Consider the following 18,314-nt stretch of genomic DNA (forward strand, 5'->3'; position numbering starts at 1 on the left):
TTCCTTCTCCCAGCGGCTGATAATTATAAATGAAACAAAATAAATTGCACACGCGTATTGGGGGAAGGTGAATTTCGGCAGCATTTGAAAATACATATCTGCTTTTTTTCCAAATTCGGAAGGTGGAGTTGCGAAAGCTCATCGGCTGTATTTATTGTGGGATAAATTTTGGCACTATTTTTCATCAAATAAATATTTTTACCTGAAAATTCGCAAGGGGGGCTTTCTCGGAATCTAAAACCAGCCCTGAATTTAAATGACTATCCCATGCGTGCAGGGGAATGTGGATTTTAGATTGAATGGATTATTTCTAATCTGAAATTAAAAAGTCCATTTTTTGAACTAATAATTCTTAATCCTGAAATGAAAATTCTAAATTAAGTAGCGTATCTTTGCGCCCAATTTAAAACTCCTGAAATTCAGGGAACTAAAAAACTCTTCATAGGGGGAAACGTCATGGGCAGAAACGACAATAGCAGAAAAGGAAAGACATCAAGTAGTCATACCAACAAAGACAAAGGTAAAGGCAAAATAAAAGCAAGAGGAAATGCACCACATAAAAGGGAGCAGGCAGCAAAAAATACAGGCAGCGTTAAAGAGCCGGTAAAAGTAGCTGCTAAAAAATCAAATCCTGTTACTGATGGAATTCGATTGAATAAATACATTTCAAACAGTGGGATCTGTTCACGTCGTGAGGCAGATACATTTATCGCTACCGGTCTAGTAACGGTGAATGGTAAGATAATTAACGAAATGGGTTATAAGGTAAAACTGGAAGATGATGTGCGTTTTGATGGCCGTCGCATCAATCCAGAACCTATGGCCTACGTGCTACTAAATAAGCCAAAGGGTTTTGCAACTACTACCAGCGATAGCAAAGGCAATACGGTAATGGATCTAGTAGCAAACGCCTCTTCCTCTAGAATCACGCCTATAGGCAGATTGGGAAGAAATGCAACGGGCTTGTTATTCTTTACAAACGACGATAAGCTTAAAGAAAAGTTAAGTAAAAAGGGAATGGAGCGTTTGTTCCACGTCGAGCTAGATAAAAATCTAAAAGCAGCAGATTTTCAAAAAATTAAAGAAGGCTTGACTATAGACGGTAAAAAGGTCGAGGTAGAAGAAATAAGCTATGTAGACAACAGGCCAAAAAAGGAAATCGGACTCAAAATTAAAAATATGGGAAACAGTGTTATCCGTGATATTTTTAAAGATTTAAATTATGACATTGTTAAATTGGATTGTGTGACCATGGCTCATCTTACAAAAAAGGACCTTCCAAGAGGTCGTTGGAAAATATTAACCCAACAAGAAGTAGAGCTTTTTTCTATGCTATAAGCTTCTAAGATTTATAAATAGAGAGCCCATTCAAGTTTTTAAAACTTGAATGGGCTCTTTTGTTTTAAGCTCCCAAAGAGCAACTCCAATCACCGCTATATATTCTATTGCAACGAGCCCTAGATTTTCATGAAAACCGTCGGCACCATAAGCAGCATAAGAGAACACTACCATAAAACTCCATACAATAGGAAATTTATACCTAGTAAATAGAGATAGGATTAGGGGTGTTGCAACATACCAAGGATGTACCGTTGTTGAAAGTAAGAAGTATAAAGAGACACAAAGCAACATGGCGGTAAGTAGCTTTTGAGAAGTATCATTTCTTCGGAAGAAGGACATTCCTAGAATAAACAAGACTACGATCACAGGTAGAATTTTCCCAACAGAGCTTATAATATTCCATCCCACCGTTTGAAAACCAATTCCTCTAATAACATAATAGACACTCGCATTGAATTCAAAATTTTGAAACCAAAGTCCAATGGTTGCTGAAAAGTTTGATATAAATTCTGAAGACAAAAAAGGAGCAAAGGTGAGCAATACAGTGCCAAGCACAATACCATAGAAAACAGCAATTCGCTTGATGTTTTTTAATCTCCAAAATTCTCGTCTCGCGAGTTGAGCGGAGCCGAAGCCAATAAACAAAGGCAAAAACAACAAGGGTAATAGCTTAACTGAAACTGAGATCCCGAACAAAACTGCTGCCCAAAACCACTTGTCTTTATGCAGTAAATAAAGCGACCATACCATAAAGAATAACATTACACTTTCAAAATGCAAGTTACCAGTGAGCTCAATAATGATAAACGGATTTAAGAAATACCAAAAAATATTCTTAATGGGAAGATTCAGTTTTTCTAAAAGCTTCTTCCCAAAGTAGAGAATTCCAATATCTGCTGCGATGATTAAAACTCTTAGTATAATGACAGATCCTAAAATAGAGCTTTTTGCAAATAGTGCCGCAATGACAAAACATAATTGGTTAATGGGGGGATAATTACTGTAATGACTAGCGTTTAGTTCGCCCATTCCTGTAACTAATTCGCTCGAATTTTTCATTGTCAGACGGGTGCTGTCGAAGCCCAACCCACTAGCTTCCATAAATTGCTCTGGCGTAAATAAATAAGGAGTAACTCCTTGAACCAATACTTGTCCGTCCCATAAAAATCGATAAAAGTCTTGTGATAGATTGGGAATAGCGGGTAAGAAAATCAGTCTAAAAAGCACTCCAATTACTGCTAGTGCCCAAAAGTTAAAGACAGCTACATTGATAATTTGCCAAGCGCAATAGAACAATCCTGAATAGAGGAGTAGGAGGTTTAAAAAATCACTACGTTCCAGGGTGTATGCAAAAAGAAGGTATAAAAGGGTGCTTCCTATAATTGGAAGAAGTATGCTTTTATATGGTTTTAAAAAATCCAAATACAATTTTCCTACGTCTATTCGAGCGAAGTCGAAAACTTAACAAAATTCAAAATTAAACCATCTAAACTCTTCAATCAATGTGAACAATCTAAGGTAGTTGAGTCATTTTTAGATAGCCAGTATGGATGTCTAAAAATGGTACCGAAACTAATCAGCCCACTCCGCAATAAACAAATTAGTATCTCTACCGCCACCATTATTACGATTAGAAGAGAAGGCTAAATACTTTCCATCATTACTAAAAACTGGAAAAGCGTCAAAAGTTTCACCGTGCGTAACGCGCACTAAATTCTTTCCGTCGAGATCTATTAAATATAAATTAAAAGGAAAGCCTCTAACTGCTTCGTGATTACTGCTAAACAATATTTTGTTTCCGCTAGGATGAAAAAACGGACTCCAATTCGCGTTTCCTAAATTGGTTAACTGTTTTAAATTGCTTCCGTCTGCATCACAAATATAGAGTTCCATATCAACTGGTTCTACCAATCCGTCGGCTAGTAAATCTTTGTATTTTTTCACTTCGGTATCTGTTTTTGGGCGAGAAGAACGAAAGATTAACTTAGTGCCGTCTGGAGAGAAAAAGGCGCCTCCATCATAACCAAGTTCATCGGTAATTTGCTTTTTATCGCTTCCATCAATATTCATGGTCCATAATTCTAAATCTCCGCTTCTTGTTGAAGTAAAGACTATTTTATCACCTTTTGGCGATACCGTAGCTTCCGCATCATAGCCAACGTTGGTTGTTAATTGGCCCGTTATGTTTCCGTCAAGATCTGCTACAAAAATGTCAAAGCTATCATATACTGGCCAAACATAATTTCCGTTTTTACGAAGGGGAACTTCGGGACAATTTTCATCTGCAAGGTGCGTGCTTCCGTAGACATAATGTTCGTTGTCTGGTAAAAAGTATGCGCAGGTGGTTCTTCCTTTTCCTGTGGAAATCATAGGGGGTTGTGTACCCTTAAATTTCTCATCAGCATTCATTAAAAACATTTGGTCACATTGCACGCCCCAGTCTTTAAAGTTAGATTGAAATACCAGCTGTTTGTCATCAAAACTCCAGTATGCTTCAGCATTATCTCCGCCAAAAGTTACTTGGCGAATGTTTTTGAAGTGACGCTCTTCAGGATAAATTAGCGTGTCTTTAGTTTCAGTATCTATGAATGCTTCTCGGTTTGTAGTGGATACTTTAGTTTTTTCTTCGGAAGAAATTTGAGCTGAATTTTCCTCGGCACCAGTTTTTTTACACGAAAACAATAAACAAACAAAAAGTAGGGGTAGAATAAGTCTCATTTTTACAGTAATTTTGTGTAAAAATAATAATATGCGTGCAATTGTAATACTTTGGGTCGTTTTAGTTTTGGTTTCTTGTAAAAAAGAAATGGTAAAAACAGTCACAATGAAAGAGGATGTCTATGCTTTAGCAGATGACAGCTATGGCGGAAGGCAAACAGGGACAGATGGAGAATTAATGGCTGCTGAATACATTTCAAACCGATTTAAGGAAATCGGTCTCCTTCCAAAGGGCATATCTGGAGAATACACGCAAACATTTACATTTACACCCAGTGCAAATCCACATGAACAAGCTGAATTTACAAATACTACCGAAGATGGCTCAGTAACAGGAACAAATGTAATAGGATATATAGACAACAAAGCCGAGACTACAGTAGTAATTGGTGCCCATTACGACCACTTAGGAATGGGAGGAGAAGGGTCTTTGTATCGTGAGGGTGACGCTGTGCATAATGGGGCTGATGATAACGCCAGTGGTGTCGCTGTTTTATTGCGATTGGCAAAAGACCTTAGCAATAAAGGAATACAAGTAACAGGAAATAATTTTTTATTCATTGCTTTTTCCGGAGAAGAAATTGGTTTGTTGGGGAGTAATTTTTTTGTAAAAAATCCTACGATCGATACTAAGAAAGTGAGCTATATGGTTAATATGGATATGGTTGGGAGACTCAATGAAGAAAATACGGTTGCCGTGCACGGAGTTGGAACTTCGCCTAGGTTTAAGCAGACCTTGTTTGCAAATAACGATCAAGGATTAAAAATTGTAGAGTATGAAAGTGGCATTGGTCCAAGTGACCACACTTCATTTTACTTGGCAGATATTCCTGTGCTTCATTTTTTCACAGGCCAGCATGAAGATTACCACAAGCCAGGAGATGATGCAGATAAATTGAATTATGAAGGCATGGAAAAGATCTCAAACTATATTTTAAATATTGTTGATGATTTAGACGGTGCTGAGAAATTAGTATTTAGAAAAACTAAAAATGAAAATGAAGAGGTGCCAGCATTTAAAGTAGCTCTAGGGGTTGTTCCAGATTATTTGTACAACGATGGTGGGATGCGTATTGATGGTATTAGCGAAGATAAGCCTGCTCAAAAAGCAGGATTACAAAAAGGAGATATTGTCATAAAGCTTGGTGATCTAGAAACACAAGATATGATGAGTTATATGAAGGCACTTTCGACCTTTGAAGAAGGTATGACGACTAAGGTTACTGTAAAGAGGGGTGATGAGGTTATTGTTAAGGACGTAACTTTTTAAAGGTTCGTCAAATTCATTTTTAATATTTTTAGTATCCATTTAAACAGTATATTATGATTGGTTATTATGTTTTAGCTGGGGTTATCTTTTTAGTAAGCACGTATGTGAGTAATAAGCTAAAAAGCAAGTTTAAAAAATACTCGGAAATCACCCTTAAAAATGGCCTAACTGGAAAACAGATTGCTGAAAAAATGTTAGCCGATAATGGGATTTATGATGTTGAGGTGATTTCAGTAAAAGGACAATTAACAGACCATTACAATCCACAAAACAAAACGGTTAATTTGAGTGAGGTGGTGTATGGCAAGAATACTGCTTCAGCAGCTGCAGTTGCAGCCCACGAAGTAGGCCATGCAGTGCAACACGCTACGGCGTATAATTGGCTAAAAATGCGAAGTGCTATTGTTCCTGCAGTTGGTATTTCTGGAAAACTTTCTAACATGGTTCTTATGGCAGGTATTGTTTTAATGTCTTTAGGAATGGTGTTTGGGAATACTATATTTTTAGTTGGTATCCTTATGTTTGCAATGACTACGGCCTTTTCATTTATTACACTGCCTGTAGAATATGATGCAAGCAAACGAGCATTGGCTTGGCTTGAACAAGAAAATATGGTTACCCAAGAAGAGCACGCAGGCGCTAAAGATGCCTTAAAATGGGCAGCGCGCACCTATCTAGTTGCAGCTTTAGGATCGCTTGCAACTTTGGTTTATTTTGTAAGTATTTATTTGAATAGAAGATAGTTTTAGCCAACCACACTCATAGGGTTATACCCTAGGTATGGAACTTCGGTTTCAGTAAAGTTAATACCGAAGGATTCTAATTCTTTTAAAATAGGTTCGTAAACTTCTTTGCTAATAGGCACTTGGACTCCGGGTGTAGTAATTTCTTTATTCAAAATTTTAACTGCTGCCATCGCAACAGGTAAGCCTACGGTTTTAGCCATTGCAGTATAGGTTTGATCATCGCCCAAAGCAACCATATTACTGTCAATTTGGTACTTCTTGCCGTCAAGCTCATAACCAAACTTATGGTACATTACAATCATATCTTTGTCATCTGGTGATAAGGTCCAACGGTCCTCCAATATCTTTTGCAGGGCTTTTGCAGGGCTTGCATCTTTGATTCCAATAATTTTTTCATTGTTTAGAATGTCAAGATCTAGTAGTTTTTCCCACATCAAATCATCTTGATCAATTTTTAGACTGTGGCGTAATTTTAATTCTACACTATCTGTTGGTGAGTATGGTAAAAATATATTAACAAATTCTCTATAGCTTAACGTTTCAGTGTTTGGTAGCGTATAACTGTCATCTGTCATCCCTAACTGAACAAACATATTCCAGGCTTTGCTAAATCCAACACGGCGAATGGTACCGCGGTATAAAGTCAAAATATCTTTTAGTCCGTAAATGCTTTGGTATTTAAGACTGTTTCGGTTGGCGTACACTTCAAATTTTCCATAACCATCAACTTCGATAAATTCAGTCCTTCTAAAAAGACGATTGTACGGAATATATTTAAATTTTCCTTCTTGGATAAATTCTGCAGCGCCACCTTGACCTGCCAAGACAACATTGCGAGGGTTCCAAGTAAATTTATAATTCCAAAGATTGTTATCGCTTTCTGGAGCAACTAATCCACCTGTAAAACTTTCAAAAAGCAACATTTTGCCTCCTTTTGCTTTGATGCGATCTATTATCTGCATAGCACTCATATGATCAATGCCTGGGTCGAGACCGATCTCGTTCATAAAGACCAATCCTTTTGCTTTTGCTTTGGGGTTCAGCAATTGCATCTGGTCACTTACATAAGATGCCGTTACTAAATGCTTCCCAAATTCAATACAATCTTTTGCTACTTCAATATGAAAGCGAGCTGGGAGCATAGAAATAACAAGGTCGCTATTCTCAACAGCTTCTTTTCTTTGGATTTCATTAAATACATCTAGTAAAATTCCACGCCCATTTGGATGCCCACTGGTAAATTTTTGTGCGTTCTGGATGTTTAGATCGCCGATGGTTAAAAACAAATTTTCCTCTTCACTTTTGTCCAATAAATATTTGATTAAGCTTGTTGCTGAACGTCCTGCGCCTATAATTAAAATATGCTTCATGAATTTGTTTTTGGTTATCTTTACTAAAGGTGATTTAAAACAACGAAAATACTAAAATCACAACATTTATAGATGATAAAGTACAACAAAAATATTGTGGTAGCTGCCAGTGTTTTAACCGCAGTAACCATTGCAATGGGCGCTTTTGGAGCCCATGGTTTAAAAGGATTGGTAACACCAGAACGTTTAATTATTTTTGAAACAGGCATTCGATACCAAATGTATCACGCATTAGCCTTGTTTGTTCTTGGAGTTGCTCCAATAATACCAGGGCATACTAAGAAGTTAGTTTTTTGGTTCTTTTTGAGTGGAATTTTATTTTTTTCAGGATCCTTATATCTACTTGCATTAAAAGAACAAGTGTCTTTTGATGTTTCTTTTCTAGGTCCTGTTACACCAATTGGAGGATTGCTTTTTGTCGTTGGATGGTTATGTTTAGGGTTTGGTGCGTGGAAACAAAAATAGAGAACAATAGTGCTTAAGCCCTTCCCCAAGTTATTAACAAGTAAATAGTGATAATTAAGAAAATATAAGTGTCTATTCTATTTTCAATTTATTATTTTTGTCAGACAACTCTTAAAAAGAAGTATGGCGGCTAATAACCAAACTACAAAAATGATTTCTATTGATCAATACGGAATCAAAAATGCAAAAGTTAACTATCAACTTTCTGCGGAAGAACTTCACAAAGAAACAATACAAAAAGGACAAGGAAAAGAGGCCGATAATGGTGCGCTTGCAGTAAATACTGGTGAGTTTACAGGCCGTTCTCCTATGGATCGTTTTATTGTAAAAGATGAAGTTACTGAAGATAAAGTGTGGTGGGGCGATATTAATATTCCTTTTGATTCGGATAAATTTGACGCATTGTATGACAAAGTAGCAAACTATCTTTCTGAGAAAGAAGTGTTTGTTCGTGATAGTTATGCTTGTGCAGATCCCGAATATAAATTAAACATACGTGTGATCAATGAATATCCTTGGTCTAACATGTTTGCGTTCAACATGTTTTACGTCCAACAGTTTCTGAGTTGGAAGATTTTGATGCAGAGTGGTTGATTGTAAATGCACCAGGATTTATGGCAGATGCTGCTGTTGATGGAACACGTCAACACAATTTTGCGATTCTTAATTTTACCAAGAAAATTGCTCTTATAGGTGGAACAGGGTATACAGGAGAGATTAAAAAAGGAATTTTTTCTGCTTTAAATTTCATTTTACCTGTTTACAAAAACGTGTTGCCTATGCATTGTTCGGCAAACATTGGAGATGATGGCGAGACCGCTATTTTCTTTGGTTTATCTGGAACGGGTAAAACAACCTTATCTGCAGATCCTGCGCGCAGGTTGATTGGAGATGATGAGCATGGATGGACTTCAGAAAACACTGTTTTTAATTTTGAAGGAGGGTGTTATGCTAAGGTGATTAACCTATCTGCAGAAAACGAACCAGATATCTATAACGCAATAAAGCCAGGAGCTATTCTTGAAAATGTTGTTCTGAACGATAAAGGAGAGGTAGACTTTGCGAATACTTCAATAACGCAAAATACACGGGTTAGTTATCCAATAGATCATATTGATAATATTCAGGTACCTTCTTCAGGGAAGAATCCAAAAAACATATTTTTCTTAACGGCAGATGCATTTGGTGTATTGCCTCCCATCTCTAAATTAACGCCAGGACAAGCCGCATACCATTTTATTAGTGGTTATACTGCTAAAGTTGCAGGAACTGAGGCTGGGGTTACCGAGCCTGTGCCAAGTTTCTCTGCTTGTTTTGGGGCGCCATTTATGCCCTTGCACCCAACGAAATACGCCGAAATGTTAAGTAAGAAAATGACTGAAGCCGGGGTAAATGTTTGGTTGGTAAACACAGGTTGGACTGGTGGTGCTTATGGGGTTGGAACCAGAATGAAGTTGAAATATACGCGTGCTATGATTACGGCAGCAATGGATGGGTCATTAGATTTAGAAAATAAAGGGAATTATCACGTACACTCTGTATTTGGTTTGCAACAACCAAGAACCTGTCCTAATGTCCCTACTGAAGTATTAAGTCCACGAAAAACTTGGAATAATGATGAAGGGTATTATAAAACAGCAAGTAAACTAGCGGCTTCTTTTAAAGCTAACTTTAAACAGTTTGAAGAATATGCGAGTGAAGAAATATTAGCCGGCGCGCCTTTGCTTTAGTTCGCAGTTTCAGCAGCAGTGCTTTGGCCAATAAAAATCCCGATTCATTTAATATGAATCGGGATTTTTATTTTTTATCCTTCTTAATAACCTTTTCTGTTTATATGCTCGAAAGGGATAAGTTTTAATTAGTAGAATGAACAAAAACGAACTCTTTTTATTGAGACCGCTACATATTTAAAACTGCCACTGCAAGCTACTACTGCCTACTTTTTATTATTCTCTCTTATGTACTTCTCTAGGGCCATCGTCATAGAAGGCATCTCAGGAGTTGGTGCTTGTATGTCTACACGCAATCCTTTTTCGCCAGCCGCTTTTACGGTGGTGTTTCCAAATACGGCAATTCTCGTGTCTTTTTGTTCAAAGTCTGGGAAGTTCTCGAAGAGCGATTCTATTCCACTTGGACTAAAGAATACTAATATGTCATAGTACACATCCCTTAAGTTGCTCAGGTCGCTTACGACAGTTTTGTAGAAAACAGACTCTGTCCACTCTACTTTAAGCTCGTTAAGTACTCTAGGTACTTCAGGCTTTAGTTTGTCACTTGCTGGAAGTAAAAAAGTTTCGTTTTTATACTTTTTAATCAGCGGTGAAAGTTCGGTAAACGTTCTTTTGCCGACATAAATTTTACGCTTACGGTAAACTACATATTTTTGAAGATAATATGCTACCGCTTCACTTTGACAAAAGTATTTTAGGGTGTCAGGAACTTTAAATCTAAGCTCGTCAGCAATTCTAAAAAAATGATCTACTGCATTTCGACTAGTCAAAATGATTGCAGTGTAATTTTTTAAGTCGACTTTTTGGGAACGTACTTCTTTTCCAGATACCCCTTCTACATGAATAAAAGGGACAAAATCTATTTTAACCTTTTGTCTTTCAATCAAATCGAAATAAGGGGAGTTTTCTACCTTTGGTTCAGGCTGAGAAACTAAAATAGTTTTCACTTTCATAAGCATTGTGTTTTTTAAAATTTCGATTCTAGATAAAAACTTTATATAGAATGATATAGGGGGAAATTTCGAGAGCGCAAAGATACAAAATAAAATAAAAAAAGTTCCTAATTATCAAATTACTACGCGCCTTAAAACTAGAATATAGTGCAATACCGTTTAACAGTATGATGATAGCGCAAAATGAAATCAAAAATTCAATGCTCATTGGGATAATATACGTGATAAGAATCACTGAGACTATAAATAAAAATGCAATCAAATTGCGATAGGTCAATTTTTGATAGACATATGAATCAATTACTTCTTCCAGTTTAAACAAATACCCAAGTATTCTTTCAATGACGATTTTTATAGATGCCAATACTGACGCTAAGATGAGTAATTGCCAATACAAGTAGGGTTTGGTTTGGATAATTTCAGGAGCATTCCATCTCAGGAACAAAAAAATAAACAAGGTGCCAATACTAAGTTGCACGGCAAAAAGCAACAAGGAGAATGGATGATAAATAGGGTCGTTCTTTCCGTAGATAAAAAAATATTTGTTAGTAAAAGGAAGCCGCATAAATTCTTGAAAACGAAGAGGGTATTTCCATTTAGCAACAGTAATTAAGAGAATACAGCCCAGTAAAACTAGGGTGATTAAATTATTGTTGTCTAAAGTTCTTTCAATGTACTGCACCTTTATTTTTTGTGTTAAAGGTAGTTTATTTTTAGTATCGTTCCTTGTTACTCAATCATAATTTGACTGTCCGCTATTGAGCAAAAAGAACTATCTTTGCACACGTTTTAAAATGACGATTCATGGCTAATGCCCTTGTGGTTATTCCCACTTATAATGAGATCGAAAATATCGAGAAAATAGTTAGGACAGTTTTTGCGTTACAACGTGATTTTGCTATTCTGGTAGTGGATGATAATTCTCCAGATGGAACGTCAGTGCTGGTGTCTCAACTACAATCAGAGTTCCCTTCTAGATTACATTTGTTATCACGCAAGGGAAAAATGGGCTTAGGAACTGCTTATATAGCGGGTTTTAAATGGGCGATGGAAGAAACGTATGAGTATATTTTTGAAATGGATGCAGATTTTTCGCACAATCCCAACGATTTAATCCGTCTATATAATACCTGTCATAAAGAAGGGTTTGATATGGCCATTGGCTCGCGATATATTACGGGAGTTAACGTTGTAAATTGGCCAATGAATAGAGTGTTGATGTCTTGGGGAGCGTCAAAATATGTGCAATGGGTAACAGGAATGGATATTCACGATACCACCGCTGGTTTTGTGTGCTATAAACGCCAAGTGCTAGAACATATTAATCTGGATACTATTAGGTTTATTGGATATGCATTTCAAATTGAAATGAAATTTAAAACCTATTTGAGTGCTTTTAAAATAAAAGAAGTCCCCGTAGTTTTTACGGACAGAACAAAAGGTACGTCAAAAATGAGTAGCGGAATTATTTCTGAAGCTATTTTTGGAGTCCTTAAAATGAAGATGAAAAGTATTTTTAACCGTTTAGAAATTTAATGAACAAAACTTTAATTAAAAACGCCAACATTGTTAACGAGGGAAAGATCTTTAAAGGAGATGTTCTCGTCGATGGCGAACTCATTGCAGAAATCGCAGAACATATTAGCGTAAAAAACAGCAACACCAGAATAATAGATGCAGACGAGTGTTATTTAATTCCTGGAATGATAGATGACCAAGTGCATTTTAGAGAACCAGGATTAACGCATAAAGCAACTATTGCGACTGAGTCTAGGGCTGCTGTGGCAGGTGGGATTACTACATTTATAGAGATGCCTAACACGGTTCCTCAAGCTACTACCATCGAATTGTTGGAAGAAAAATTTACTACTGCTTCAAAAGACTCAGTGGCTAATTACTCCTTTATGTTTGGAGGCACCAACGATAATCTATCTGAAATTTTAAAAGTAGATAAGACCAAAGTCGCTGGTTTAAAATTATTTTTAGGAAGTTCGACAGGAAATATGTTAGTGGACGATCCAAAAGTGTTAGAAGAAATTTTTAGTAGTACAGACCTGCTAATATCTGTGCATTGCGAAGATGAAGAGACCATTCGTAAAAATATGGAGGAAGCTGTGGCCAAATATGGGGAGGATATCCCAATAGAAGAACATTATAAAATTAGAAGTGAAGAAGCTTGTTATCTTTCCTCTTCACAGGCTATTGCATTGGCAAAAAAGACGGGTGCTCGTCTTCATGTTTTCCATTTGTCTACTGAAAAGGAAACACATCTTTTTGGTAAAAGGAAAGCCTTAAAAGACAAAAAAATTACAGCCGAAGTTTGTGTGCATCATTTGTGGTTTACCAATGAAGATTACGCAACAAAAGGAACCAAAATTAAATGGAATCCTGCAGTAAAAACGGCAAAAGACAAAGAAGGATTATGGAAAGCACTTAATGAGGATCGCATAGATGTCATTGCAACAGATCATGCGCCTCATACCCTCGAAGAAAAAGACAATGTTTATTCAAAAGCACCATCAGGGGGGCCGTTAGTGCAACACGCAGTAGAAGCATTGTTCGAAATGTCACACAAAGGTTTTATCACGGTCGAAAAGTTGGTTGAAAAAATAGCACACAATCCAGCTATTTTGTTTCAAATAAAAAATCGGGGCTACATTAAAGAGGGCTATAAAGCAGATTTAGTTTTAATTAATCCCAATGCTCCTTGGACAGTTTCAAAAGAAAACACAGCCTATAAATGTGGGTGGTCTCCTTTTGAAGGAACTACGTTTAGATCTAGGATTACACATACTTTCGTAAACGGGAATCTAGTGTACGATACCGGTAAAATTATTGATACAACTCGAGGACAAAGAATACAATTTGATCGCTAATAATGAATACTTTAAAGACAAATAAGAGGGTGCATAGTAGGCTAATTTCAAAAGCAGAAAAACTAAAGTTCTCTATTGTTTTTATTTTGTTTTGGAGTGTTATTATAAGTTGTCAAAATGTTCAAAAACCCGAAGCGCTTGAGAATTTAATTCCTGAAAACGAAATGGTTGCCATTTTGACTGAGTCTTATTTAATGAATGCGGCAAGAAGCGTTGATAATAATACCATTAGTCAGAAAGGAATTAAGCTAGATTCTATTTTATATAAAAAATATACCATTGATAGTTTACAATTTGCACAAAGTAATGCTTATTATTCGACCAATTTAAATACCTATAAAGCAATCTTTGCTAAAGTAGAGGAGAATCTGACATTAGAAAAAACAAAACGCGACACCCTCTACGAACGTTTTAAAAGAGCAGAAATAGAAAGAAGAAGATTAGATAGTATTGCTTTTGTTCAAGATAGTATCGAGGCATTAGAAGAAGAGGTTGATGTTGAGAAACTAATGGAAGAGGAAAATGAAGAAAAATATCCTGATTCAATAAGAGGGTCATTAATTAAAAGAGGGATTTCTCTGCGTTCTCCGCGTTCTCAGGATTCACTTTTATAATCCCCAACAACCCTCGAAAGCGTCTTTTTAAAAGGAGTAAATTCAAAATTTAAAGTGCTTTCAATTTTTTTGCTGCTATAATGTTTTTTAGAATATAGAGAGTTTATCGTTGATTTTGAGAGCTTTCTTGTAGTTCTAAAAAAGGTATGTAAAAACCAATCAATTTTATTGGCTAGATTTAGTTTCCATTTTGCGATGGCTTTTTGAGGGTGTTTATTATTGAATGCTGTTGCAAATTGCGTCATTAATTCCTGGTACGAGCAGTTTTTTCCAACAAGGATAAAGCGGTTTTTTGTAATGCTACTTTCCATAGTTTGTATCATTATTTGCACCACATCTAAAACATCTACTAGTGCAATACTTCCCAAGGTATAAACAGGGATCCCTCTAGCTCCAATAGTTAGGATAATGCCGCTTCCTGATTTCCAAAAACCAGAGCCAAAAATAACTCCTGGATTTACAATAACAGCATCCAAGCCTTCTTGAGTACCACGCCAAACTTCCATTTCGGCGCTGTGTTTTGTGATGGCGTAAACACTATTATCTGCATCGTGATTGTAATAATTTTCTTCGGTTATTAGAGAGTCGTCTAAGGTTTCTCCTAAAGTTGCTATAGAGCTAGCGTAGCATAGTTTTTTCACTAAAAATAGCAAACAGAGATTGACAATATTTGCGGTGCCTTCTGCATTTATCTTTTTAAGCTGTTTGAAATTTTTAGATTTAAAATCAATCCGTGCGGCGCAATGATATACTTTTTCGACACCTTCAAAAGCTTCGGTAAGTGCTGGAATATCATTTATGTTAGCTTCAAACCATTGAATTTTAGTATATAGTTTAGAAGCTTCTTCGGCTGTAGCGAAATACCCAAATACCTTTTTAACGGCGTCCAGATTACTCTGAGAACGATGGATAGCGCGAACCTTTGCTCCATTTTTCAGTAAAGAAAACAGCAAGTGACTGCCCAATAATCCAGTACCTCCTGTGACTAAAATCATTGTACTAAAATACAGCAAAATACACCGAAAAAAAAGAGGATTTCTGTAAGTTTGTTGAAAATTTAGACCCAATGGACATCAAAGATTTTGTAGCAGAATTACAATGGCGAGGAATGGTACACGATTTAATGCCAGATACGAAGAAACATCTTAATGAGGCCATGCGATCGGCCTATGTGGGTTTTGATCCAACGGCTGATTCTTTGCACATTGGGAACCTAGTACCTATAATGTTGCTTGCTTTTTTTCAGCGTGCGGGTCACAAACCAGTGGCGCTTGTGGGGGGTGCAACGGGTATGATTGGCGACCCTTCTGGGAAATCTAGTGAGCGTAATTTATTGGATGAAGAAACATTAAGATACAATCAAGAATGCGTGCGCAAACAGTTGTCTCAATTTCTTGATTTTACCTCTGGAGTAACAAATCAAGCGGTAATGACCAATAATTACGACTGGATGAAAGAATTTTCTTTTCTGGATTTTATTCGTGATGTGGGTAAACATATTACGGTTAATTATATGATGGCGAAAGATTCGGTTAAAAATAGATTGACAGGAGAGAATGCAGATGGGATGTCTTTTACCGAGTTTACCTACCAACTTGTGCAAGGTTATGACTTTTTGCACTTGTATAAAAATAACGATTGTACCCTGCAAATGGGTGGAAGTGACCAGTGGGGAAACATCACCACAGGAACCGAATTGATACGAAGAATTGGCGGTGGAAAAGGATATGCCTTAACCTGCCCGTTAATTACAAAAAGTGACGGAAGTAAATTTGGTAAGAGTGAAGGTGGAAATGTTTGGTTGGACGCCAAGCGAACCTCCCCGTATAAATTTTACCAATACTGGCTTAACACCAGTGATGAAGATGCCGAAAAGCACATTAAGATCTTTACGTTTTTAGAGAAAGAGACTATTGATGCCCTTGTAGAACAGCACAAAGAAGCGCCGCATCAAAGAGCATTGCAAAAAAGATTGGCGGAAGAAGTAACCACATCGGTTCACGGGGAAGAAGCATTGCAAAATGCAATTGCTGCAAGTGAAATATTATTCGGAAAATCCACATCAACCGACTTAAAAAAACTGGACACAGAAACATTTTTAGATGTTTTTGAAGGGGTGCCTCAAGCAGAAATTCCATTATCAGAAATTGAAAGTGGACTGGATATTATTGGTGCCTTGGCAGAAAAAACAGGATTCTTAAAATCCAATGGAGAAGCAAGACGTGCCTTGAAAGAGAATTCTATAGCGGTGAATAAAGAGAAAGTTAAGGAAGGACATAAAGTTACCAAAGCTGATTTGATGAATGATCAGTTTGTGCTTTTGCAGCGTGGGAAGAGGAATTATTTTTTGATAAGAGGTGTTTAGAGGTTCGTTTTTATTTTCTCAATTTATTTTTTATGACTTATCCATTGTCTATTTCTCAAAAATATACAGACTTCAAATTCTAATAATAACTTCAACAGGCTAATCCAACAAAATCACATTTCCATCGAGATCTGTTAGTCCAGTTTTTTGGGGTCTTATAGTTTTTGGGTATACTTCCCTATTAAATGCTTGTTGCTTCCTATGGAACTTGTAAATTAAGAAAAACAGTCTTTACTTAAGGTTAATTTCATTAGTCTCATTTGCACAAAATATCCAAAGGGCACCATTTTGAAATGTCCTAGTAAATGTCATTACATGGTTTGATCCTTGAAATGTTCCAATTAGTTCTCCTGTAACTATAGGTGTTATATTGCGGTTTCTCCTAAATTCCACATCTAAAACTTATTATTTAATATAAAGTAACTTCCGTCTGCCCGTTTTTAAAGAATGTTGGCTAAGTTCTAATTTAGATATGTGTTATTATTGTTAAAAGCGATATTATATGATTCTATCAGATTTCAGAGATTTTTTCATCAATAGTGACTCCTTAGCGCAGCAAGATATGGCATCATCGCTATTGTCTTTATCATTAGAGGATAAAGAAGTTTTAGATACAGGAGGGCGTGAAGCAGTTACTTGCTCACATTGTTCAGAAAGGCGTATCCGTTTCTAGTGTTTCAGTAGAAGATTTTCAAGGTTATTGTTGAGGGTGATGATTTATTCTTTGCCTATTCAGAAAAAGGGAACCGTCATTTAGATAGAAAACCAAAGAAGCGAGGAGAAAAAACAAGTAAAGCTGCTGTAAGTAATGAAAAAGTATCGGTTGTTGCATCTAGTGATAGGTCTGGAAACAAGTGTCTTAAAAGAGCCACAAGAGGTCGTATTAGTAAAAAGAATTTAGATAAAGTACTCAAAGGAGAATTTGATAAAGCTGATGTGCTTTGTAGTGATAGTTATAGGAGTTACGGTGCGTTTGCAAAAGCAAACACAATACCTCATAAAAAATTCAACGCTTCAAAAGGACAACGTGCTTTAGATAACGTTTATCATGTGCAGAATGTCAATAATATGGATATGAGATTAAGGAACTTTATGGATTCTTTTAAAGGTGTAGCTACAAAATATTTACAGAACTACTTGAATGGGTTCTTAGTACTAGAAAAAATAACGACAGTTACCGCAATTGCTTTTGCTTGGAATAGCTTATGGTACGAGTACAAACAACAACTATTAAATATGCTAATTAGATCTAAACCAAGAAAAACGATGAACCGGCATTTAATTTTTTATATATAATTAGTCACATTTGGATAGGGCACCAAGGCACTAATAAGCAATGCGATGCTGTTTTTTACAATGATTGTGATACTCACTAAAATCGCCACGGTTAAAATTGCCACTGAGGTATTATTTTTTTGAATTTCTTTAAACTCATTTACGTGTTTTGTTAGCATTGAAAATAATAGAAACGTTGCAGCATTAATAAAAACTGCCATCACAAATCCTATAAACAAGTAAAGTCCAGAATACATTATCAGCTCTGGAATATCTAATGTACTTTCTTTCTGCAATCCAATGCGAATAACATTTGTTATTGAAGGAAGTATCTCTGAAAGAATAAGCCCAATTGACATAATAATTCCTGAGGTGAAAATGGTGAAAGACATGTTTTCACCACCTAATTCAGTGTTTTTAAAAAACAGTCTTTTGAGCATTTTATATGAGATGAAAATGATGAAGATGGTGATAACAATTGATAGCATAATTTCTAACAATGCAAGGGTAAAGAGTTGAGTATTCATTTTTTAGGTGTTTAAATTTTATAAGTTTATCTCGGTGTTATCGCTTTGTGCTTTTTAGTGTCTT

16 protein-coding genes and 1 pseudogene are annotated in these 18,314 nt (G+C 36.3%); 10 read left to right on the forward strand and 7 right to left on the reverse strand.

Annotated features, from left to right (window positions below; genetic code table 11):
• Positions 1 to 456 precede the first annotated feature (456 nt).
• Entirely contained in the window at positions 457 to 1,338 is an 882-nt protein-coding gene (locus ABXT67_RS07355; protein ID WP_415376621.1) for a pseudouridine synthase, read from the forward strand.
• A gap of 30 nt (positions 1,339 to 1,368) precedes the next feature.
• On the opposite strand, the gene ABXT67_RS07360 is transcribed toward ABXT67_RS07355, so the two are convergent.
• The gene (locus ABXT67_RS07360; protein ID WP_415376622.1) at positions 1,369 to 2,763 is read right to left on the reverse strand and encodes a glycosyltransferase 87 family protein; all 1,395 of its coding nucleotides are present in this window, start codon (positions 2,761 to 2,763) and stop codon (positions 1,369 to 1,371) included.
• Between the two features lie 150 nt (positions 2,764 to 2,913).
• Entirely contained in the window at positions 2,914 to 4,059 is a 1,146-nt protein-coding gene (locus ABXT67_RS07365; RefSeq protein WP_415376623.1) for a TolB family protein, read from the reverse strand.
• Between the two features lie 31 nt (positions 4,060 to 4,090).
• Here ABXT67_RS07365 and ABXT67_RS07370 point away from each other — a divergent pair, with 31 nt between their 5' ends.
• Positions 4,091 to 5,329, forward strand: a complete 1,239-nt coding sequence (locus ABXT67_RS07370; RefSeq protein ID WP_415376624.1) for a M20/M25/M40 family metallo-hydrolase — start codon at positions 4,091 to 4,093, stop codon at positions 5,327 to 5,329.
• 53 nt (positions 5,330 to 5,382) lie between these two features.
• Positions 5,383 to 6,072 carry a zinc metallopeptidase gene (locus tag ABXT67_RS07375; protein ID WP_415376625.1) on the forward strand — a complete coding sequence of 230 codons (690 nt, stop codon included), beginning with the start codon at positions 5,383 to 5,385 and terminating at the stop codon, positions 6,070 to 6,072.
• A gap of 2 nt (positions 6,073 to 6,074) precedes the next feature.
• Here the strand turns inward: ABXT67_RS07375 and ABXT67_RS07380 are convergent, their stop codons facing one another.
• Complete coding sequence (locus tag ABXT67_RS07380; RefSeq protein ID WP_415376626.1) at positions 6,075 to 7,445, reverse strand: saccharopine dehydrogenase family protein; 1,371 nt, start codon at positions 7,443 to 7,445, stop codon at positions 6,075 to 6,077.
• 72 nt (positions 7,446 to 7,517) lie between these two features.
• Here ABXT67_RS07380 and ABXT67_RS07385 point away from each other — a divergent pair, with 72 nt between their 5' ends.
• Both ABXT67_RS07385 and pckA read left to right on the forward strand, forming a co-directional pair.
• Positions 7,518 to 7,910, forward strand: a complete 393-nt coding sequence (locus ABXT67_RS07385; RefSeq protein WP_415376627.1) for a DUF423 domain-containing protein — start codon at positions 7,518 to 7,520, stop codon at positions 7,908 to 7,910.
• Between the two features lie 123 nt (positions 7,911 to 8,033).
• Positions 8,034 to 9,640: pseudogene (gene pckA, locus ABXT67_RS07390) on the forward strand (phosphoenolpyruvate carboxykinase (ATP)).
• Positions 9,641 to 9,846: 206 nt separating this feature from the next.
• Here pckA and ABXT67_RS07395 read toward each other — a convergent pair.
• Both ABXT67_RS07395 and ABXT67_RS07400 read right to left on the reverse strand, forming a co-directional pair.
• Positions 9,847 to 10,593, reverse strand: coding sequence for a uroporphyrinogen-III synthase (locus tag ABXT67_RS07395; RefSeq protein WP_415376628.1), 747 nt, complete (start codon positions 10,591 to 10,593; stop codon positions 9,847 to 9,849).
• Positions 10,594 to 10,621: 28 nt separating this feature from the next.
• A complete protein-coding gene (locus ABXT67_RS07400) occupies positions 10,622 to 11,275 on the reverse strand; it encodes a DUF4271 domain-containing protein (RefSeq protein ID WP_415376629.1) in 654 nt (217 codons plus the stop codon).
• A gap of 122 nt (positions 11,276 to 11,397) precedes the next feature.
• Between ABXT67_RS07400 and ABXT67_RS07405 the strand changes: the two genes are divergently transcribed.
• The 3 genes from ABXT67_RS07405 to ABXT67_RS07415 are packed head-to-tail and all read left to right on the forward strand — an operon-like array spanning position 11,398 to position 14,083.
• Positions 11,398 to 12,129, forward strand: a complete 732-nt coding sequence (locus ABXT67_RS07405; RefSeq protein WP_415376630.1) for a polyprenol monophosphomannose synthase — start codon at positions 11,398 to 11,400, stop codon at positions 12,127 to 12,129.
• A complete protein-coding gene (locus tag ABXT67_RS07410) occupies positions 12,129 to 13,469 on the forward strand; it encodes a dihydroorotase (RefSeq protein WP_415376631.1) in 1,341 nt (446 codons plus the stop codon). The genes ABXT67_RS07405 and ABXT67_RS07410 overlap by 1 nt, the downstream gene beginning before the upstream one ends.
• Positions 13,470 to 13,471: 2 nt before the next feature.
• Positions 13,472 to 14,083 carry a DUF4296 domain-containing protein gene (locus ABXT67_RS07415; RefSeq protein ID WP_415376632.1) on the forward strand — a complete coding sequence of 204 codons (612 nt, stop codon included), beginning with the start codon at positions 13,472 to 13,474 and terminating at the stop codon, positions 14,081 to 14,083.
• On the opposite strand, the gene ABXT67_RS07420 is transcribed toward ABXT67_RS07415, so the two are convergent.
• Positions 14,065 to 15,078, reverse strand: coding sequence for an NAD-dependent epimerase/dehydratase family protein (locus ABXT67_RS07420; protein WP_415376633.1), 1,014 nt, complete (start codon positions 15,076 to 15,078; stop codon positions 14,065 to 14,067). The genes ABXT67_RS07415 and ABXT67_RS07420 overlap by 19 nt on opposite strands.
• Positions 15,079 to 15,149: 71 nt before the next feature.
• Here ABXT67_RS07420 and tyrS point away from each other — a divergent pair, with 71 nt between their 5' ends.
• Positions 15,150 to 16,448 carry a tyrosine--tRNA ligase gene (gene tyrS, locus ABXT67_RS07425; RefSeq protein ID WP_415376634.1) on the forward strand — a complete coding sequence of 433 codons (1,299 nt, stop codon included), beginning with the start codon at positions 15,150 to 15,152 and terminating at the stop codon, positions 16,446 to 16,448.
• 699 nt (positions 16,449 to 17,147) lie between these two features.
• Positions 17,148 to 17,744, forward strand: coding sequence for an IS1595 family transposase (locus ABXT67_RS07430; protein WP_415376956.1), 597 nt, complete (start codon positions 17,148 to 17,150; stop codon positions 17,742 to 17,744).
• Here the strand turns inward: ABXT67_RS07430 and ABXT67_RS07435 are convergent.
• Complete coding sequence (locus tag ABXT67_RS07435; RefSeq protein ID WP_415376635.1) at positions 17,735 to 18,250, reverse strand: DUF350 domain-containing protein; 516 nt, start codon at positions 18,248 to 18,250, stop codon at positions 17,735 to 17,737. The two genes, ABXT67_RS07430 and ABXT67_RS07435, sit on opposite strands and share 10 nt — an antisense overlap.
• Positions 18,251 to 18,314 lie beyond the last annotated feature (64 nt).

The organism is Patiriisocius sp. Uisw_017 (genome assembly GCF_047731265.1).
Classification (GTDB): Bacteria; Bacteroidota; Bacteroidia; order Flavobacteriales; family Flavobacteriaceae; genus Patiriisocius.

Excerpts from the sequence above, each read along its gene's own strand:
- ABXT67_RS07355 (WP_415376621.1), top strand. The coding sequence starts at position 457 with ATGGGCAGAAACGACAATAGCAGAAAAGGAAAGACATCAAGTAGTCAT.
- ABXT67_RS07365 (WP_415376623.1), bottom strand. The coding sequence starts at position 4,059 with ATGAGACTTATTCTACCCCTACTTTTTGTTTGTTTATTGTTTTCGTGT.
- ABXT67_RS07370 (WP_415376624.1), top strand. The coding sequence starts at position 4,091 with ATGCGTGCAATTGTAATACTTTGGGTCGTTTTAGTTTTGGTTTCTTGT.
- ABXT67_RS07375 (WP_415376625.1), top strand. The coding sequence starts at position 5,383 with ATGATTGGTTATTATGTTTTAGCTGGGGTTATCTTTTTAGTAAGCACG.
- ABXT67_RS07380 (WP_415376626.1), bottom strand. The coding sequence starts at position 7,445 with ATGAAGCATATTTTAATTATAGGCGCAGGACGTTCAGCAACAAGCTTA.
- ABXT67_RS07385 (WP_415376627.1), top strand. The coding sequence starts at position 7,518 with ATGATAAAGTACAACAAAAATATTGTGGTAGCTGCCAGTGTTTTAACC.
- ABXT67_RS07395 (WP_415376628.1), bottom strand. The coding sequence starts at position 10,593 with ATGAAAGTGAAAACTATTTTAGTTTCTCAGCCTGAACCAAAGGTAGAA.
- ABXT67_RS07405 (WP_415376630.1), top strand. The coding sequence starts at position 11,398 with ATGGCTAATGCCCTTGTGGTTATTCCCACTTATAATGAGATCGAAAAT.
- ABXT67_RS07410 (WP_415376631.1), top strand. The coding sequence starts at position 12,129 with ATGAACAAAACTTTAATTAAAAACGCCAACATTGTTAACGAGGGAAAG.
- ABXT67_RS07415 (WP_415376632.1), top strand. The coding sequence starts at position 13,472 with ATGAATACTTTAAAGACAAATAAGAGGGTGCATAGTAGGCTAATTTCA.
- ABXT67_RS07420 (WP_415376633.1), bottom strand. The coding sequence starts at position 15,078 with ATGATTTTAGTCACAGGAGGTACTGGATTATTGGGCAGTCACTTGCTG.
- tyrS (WP_415376634.1), top strand. The coding sequence starts at position 15,150 with ATGGACATCAAAGATTTTGTAGCAGAATTACAATGGCGAGGAATGGTA.
- ABXT67_RS07435 (WP_415376635.1), bottom strand. The coding sequence starts at position 18,250 with ATGAATACTCAACTCTTTACCCTTGCATTGTTAGAAATTATGCTATCA.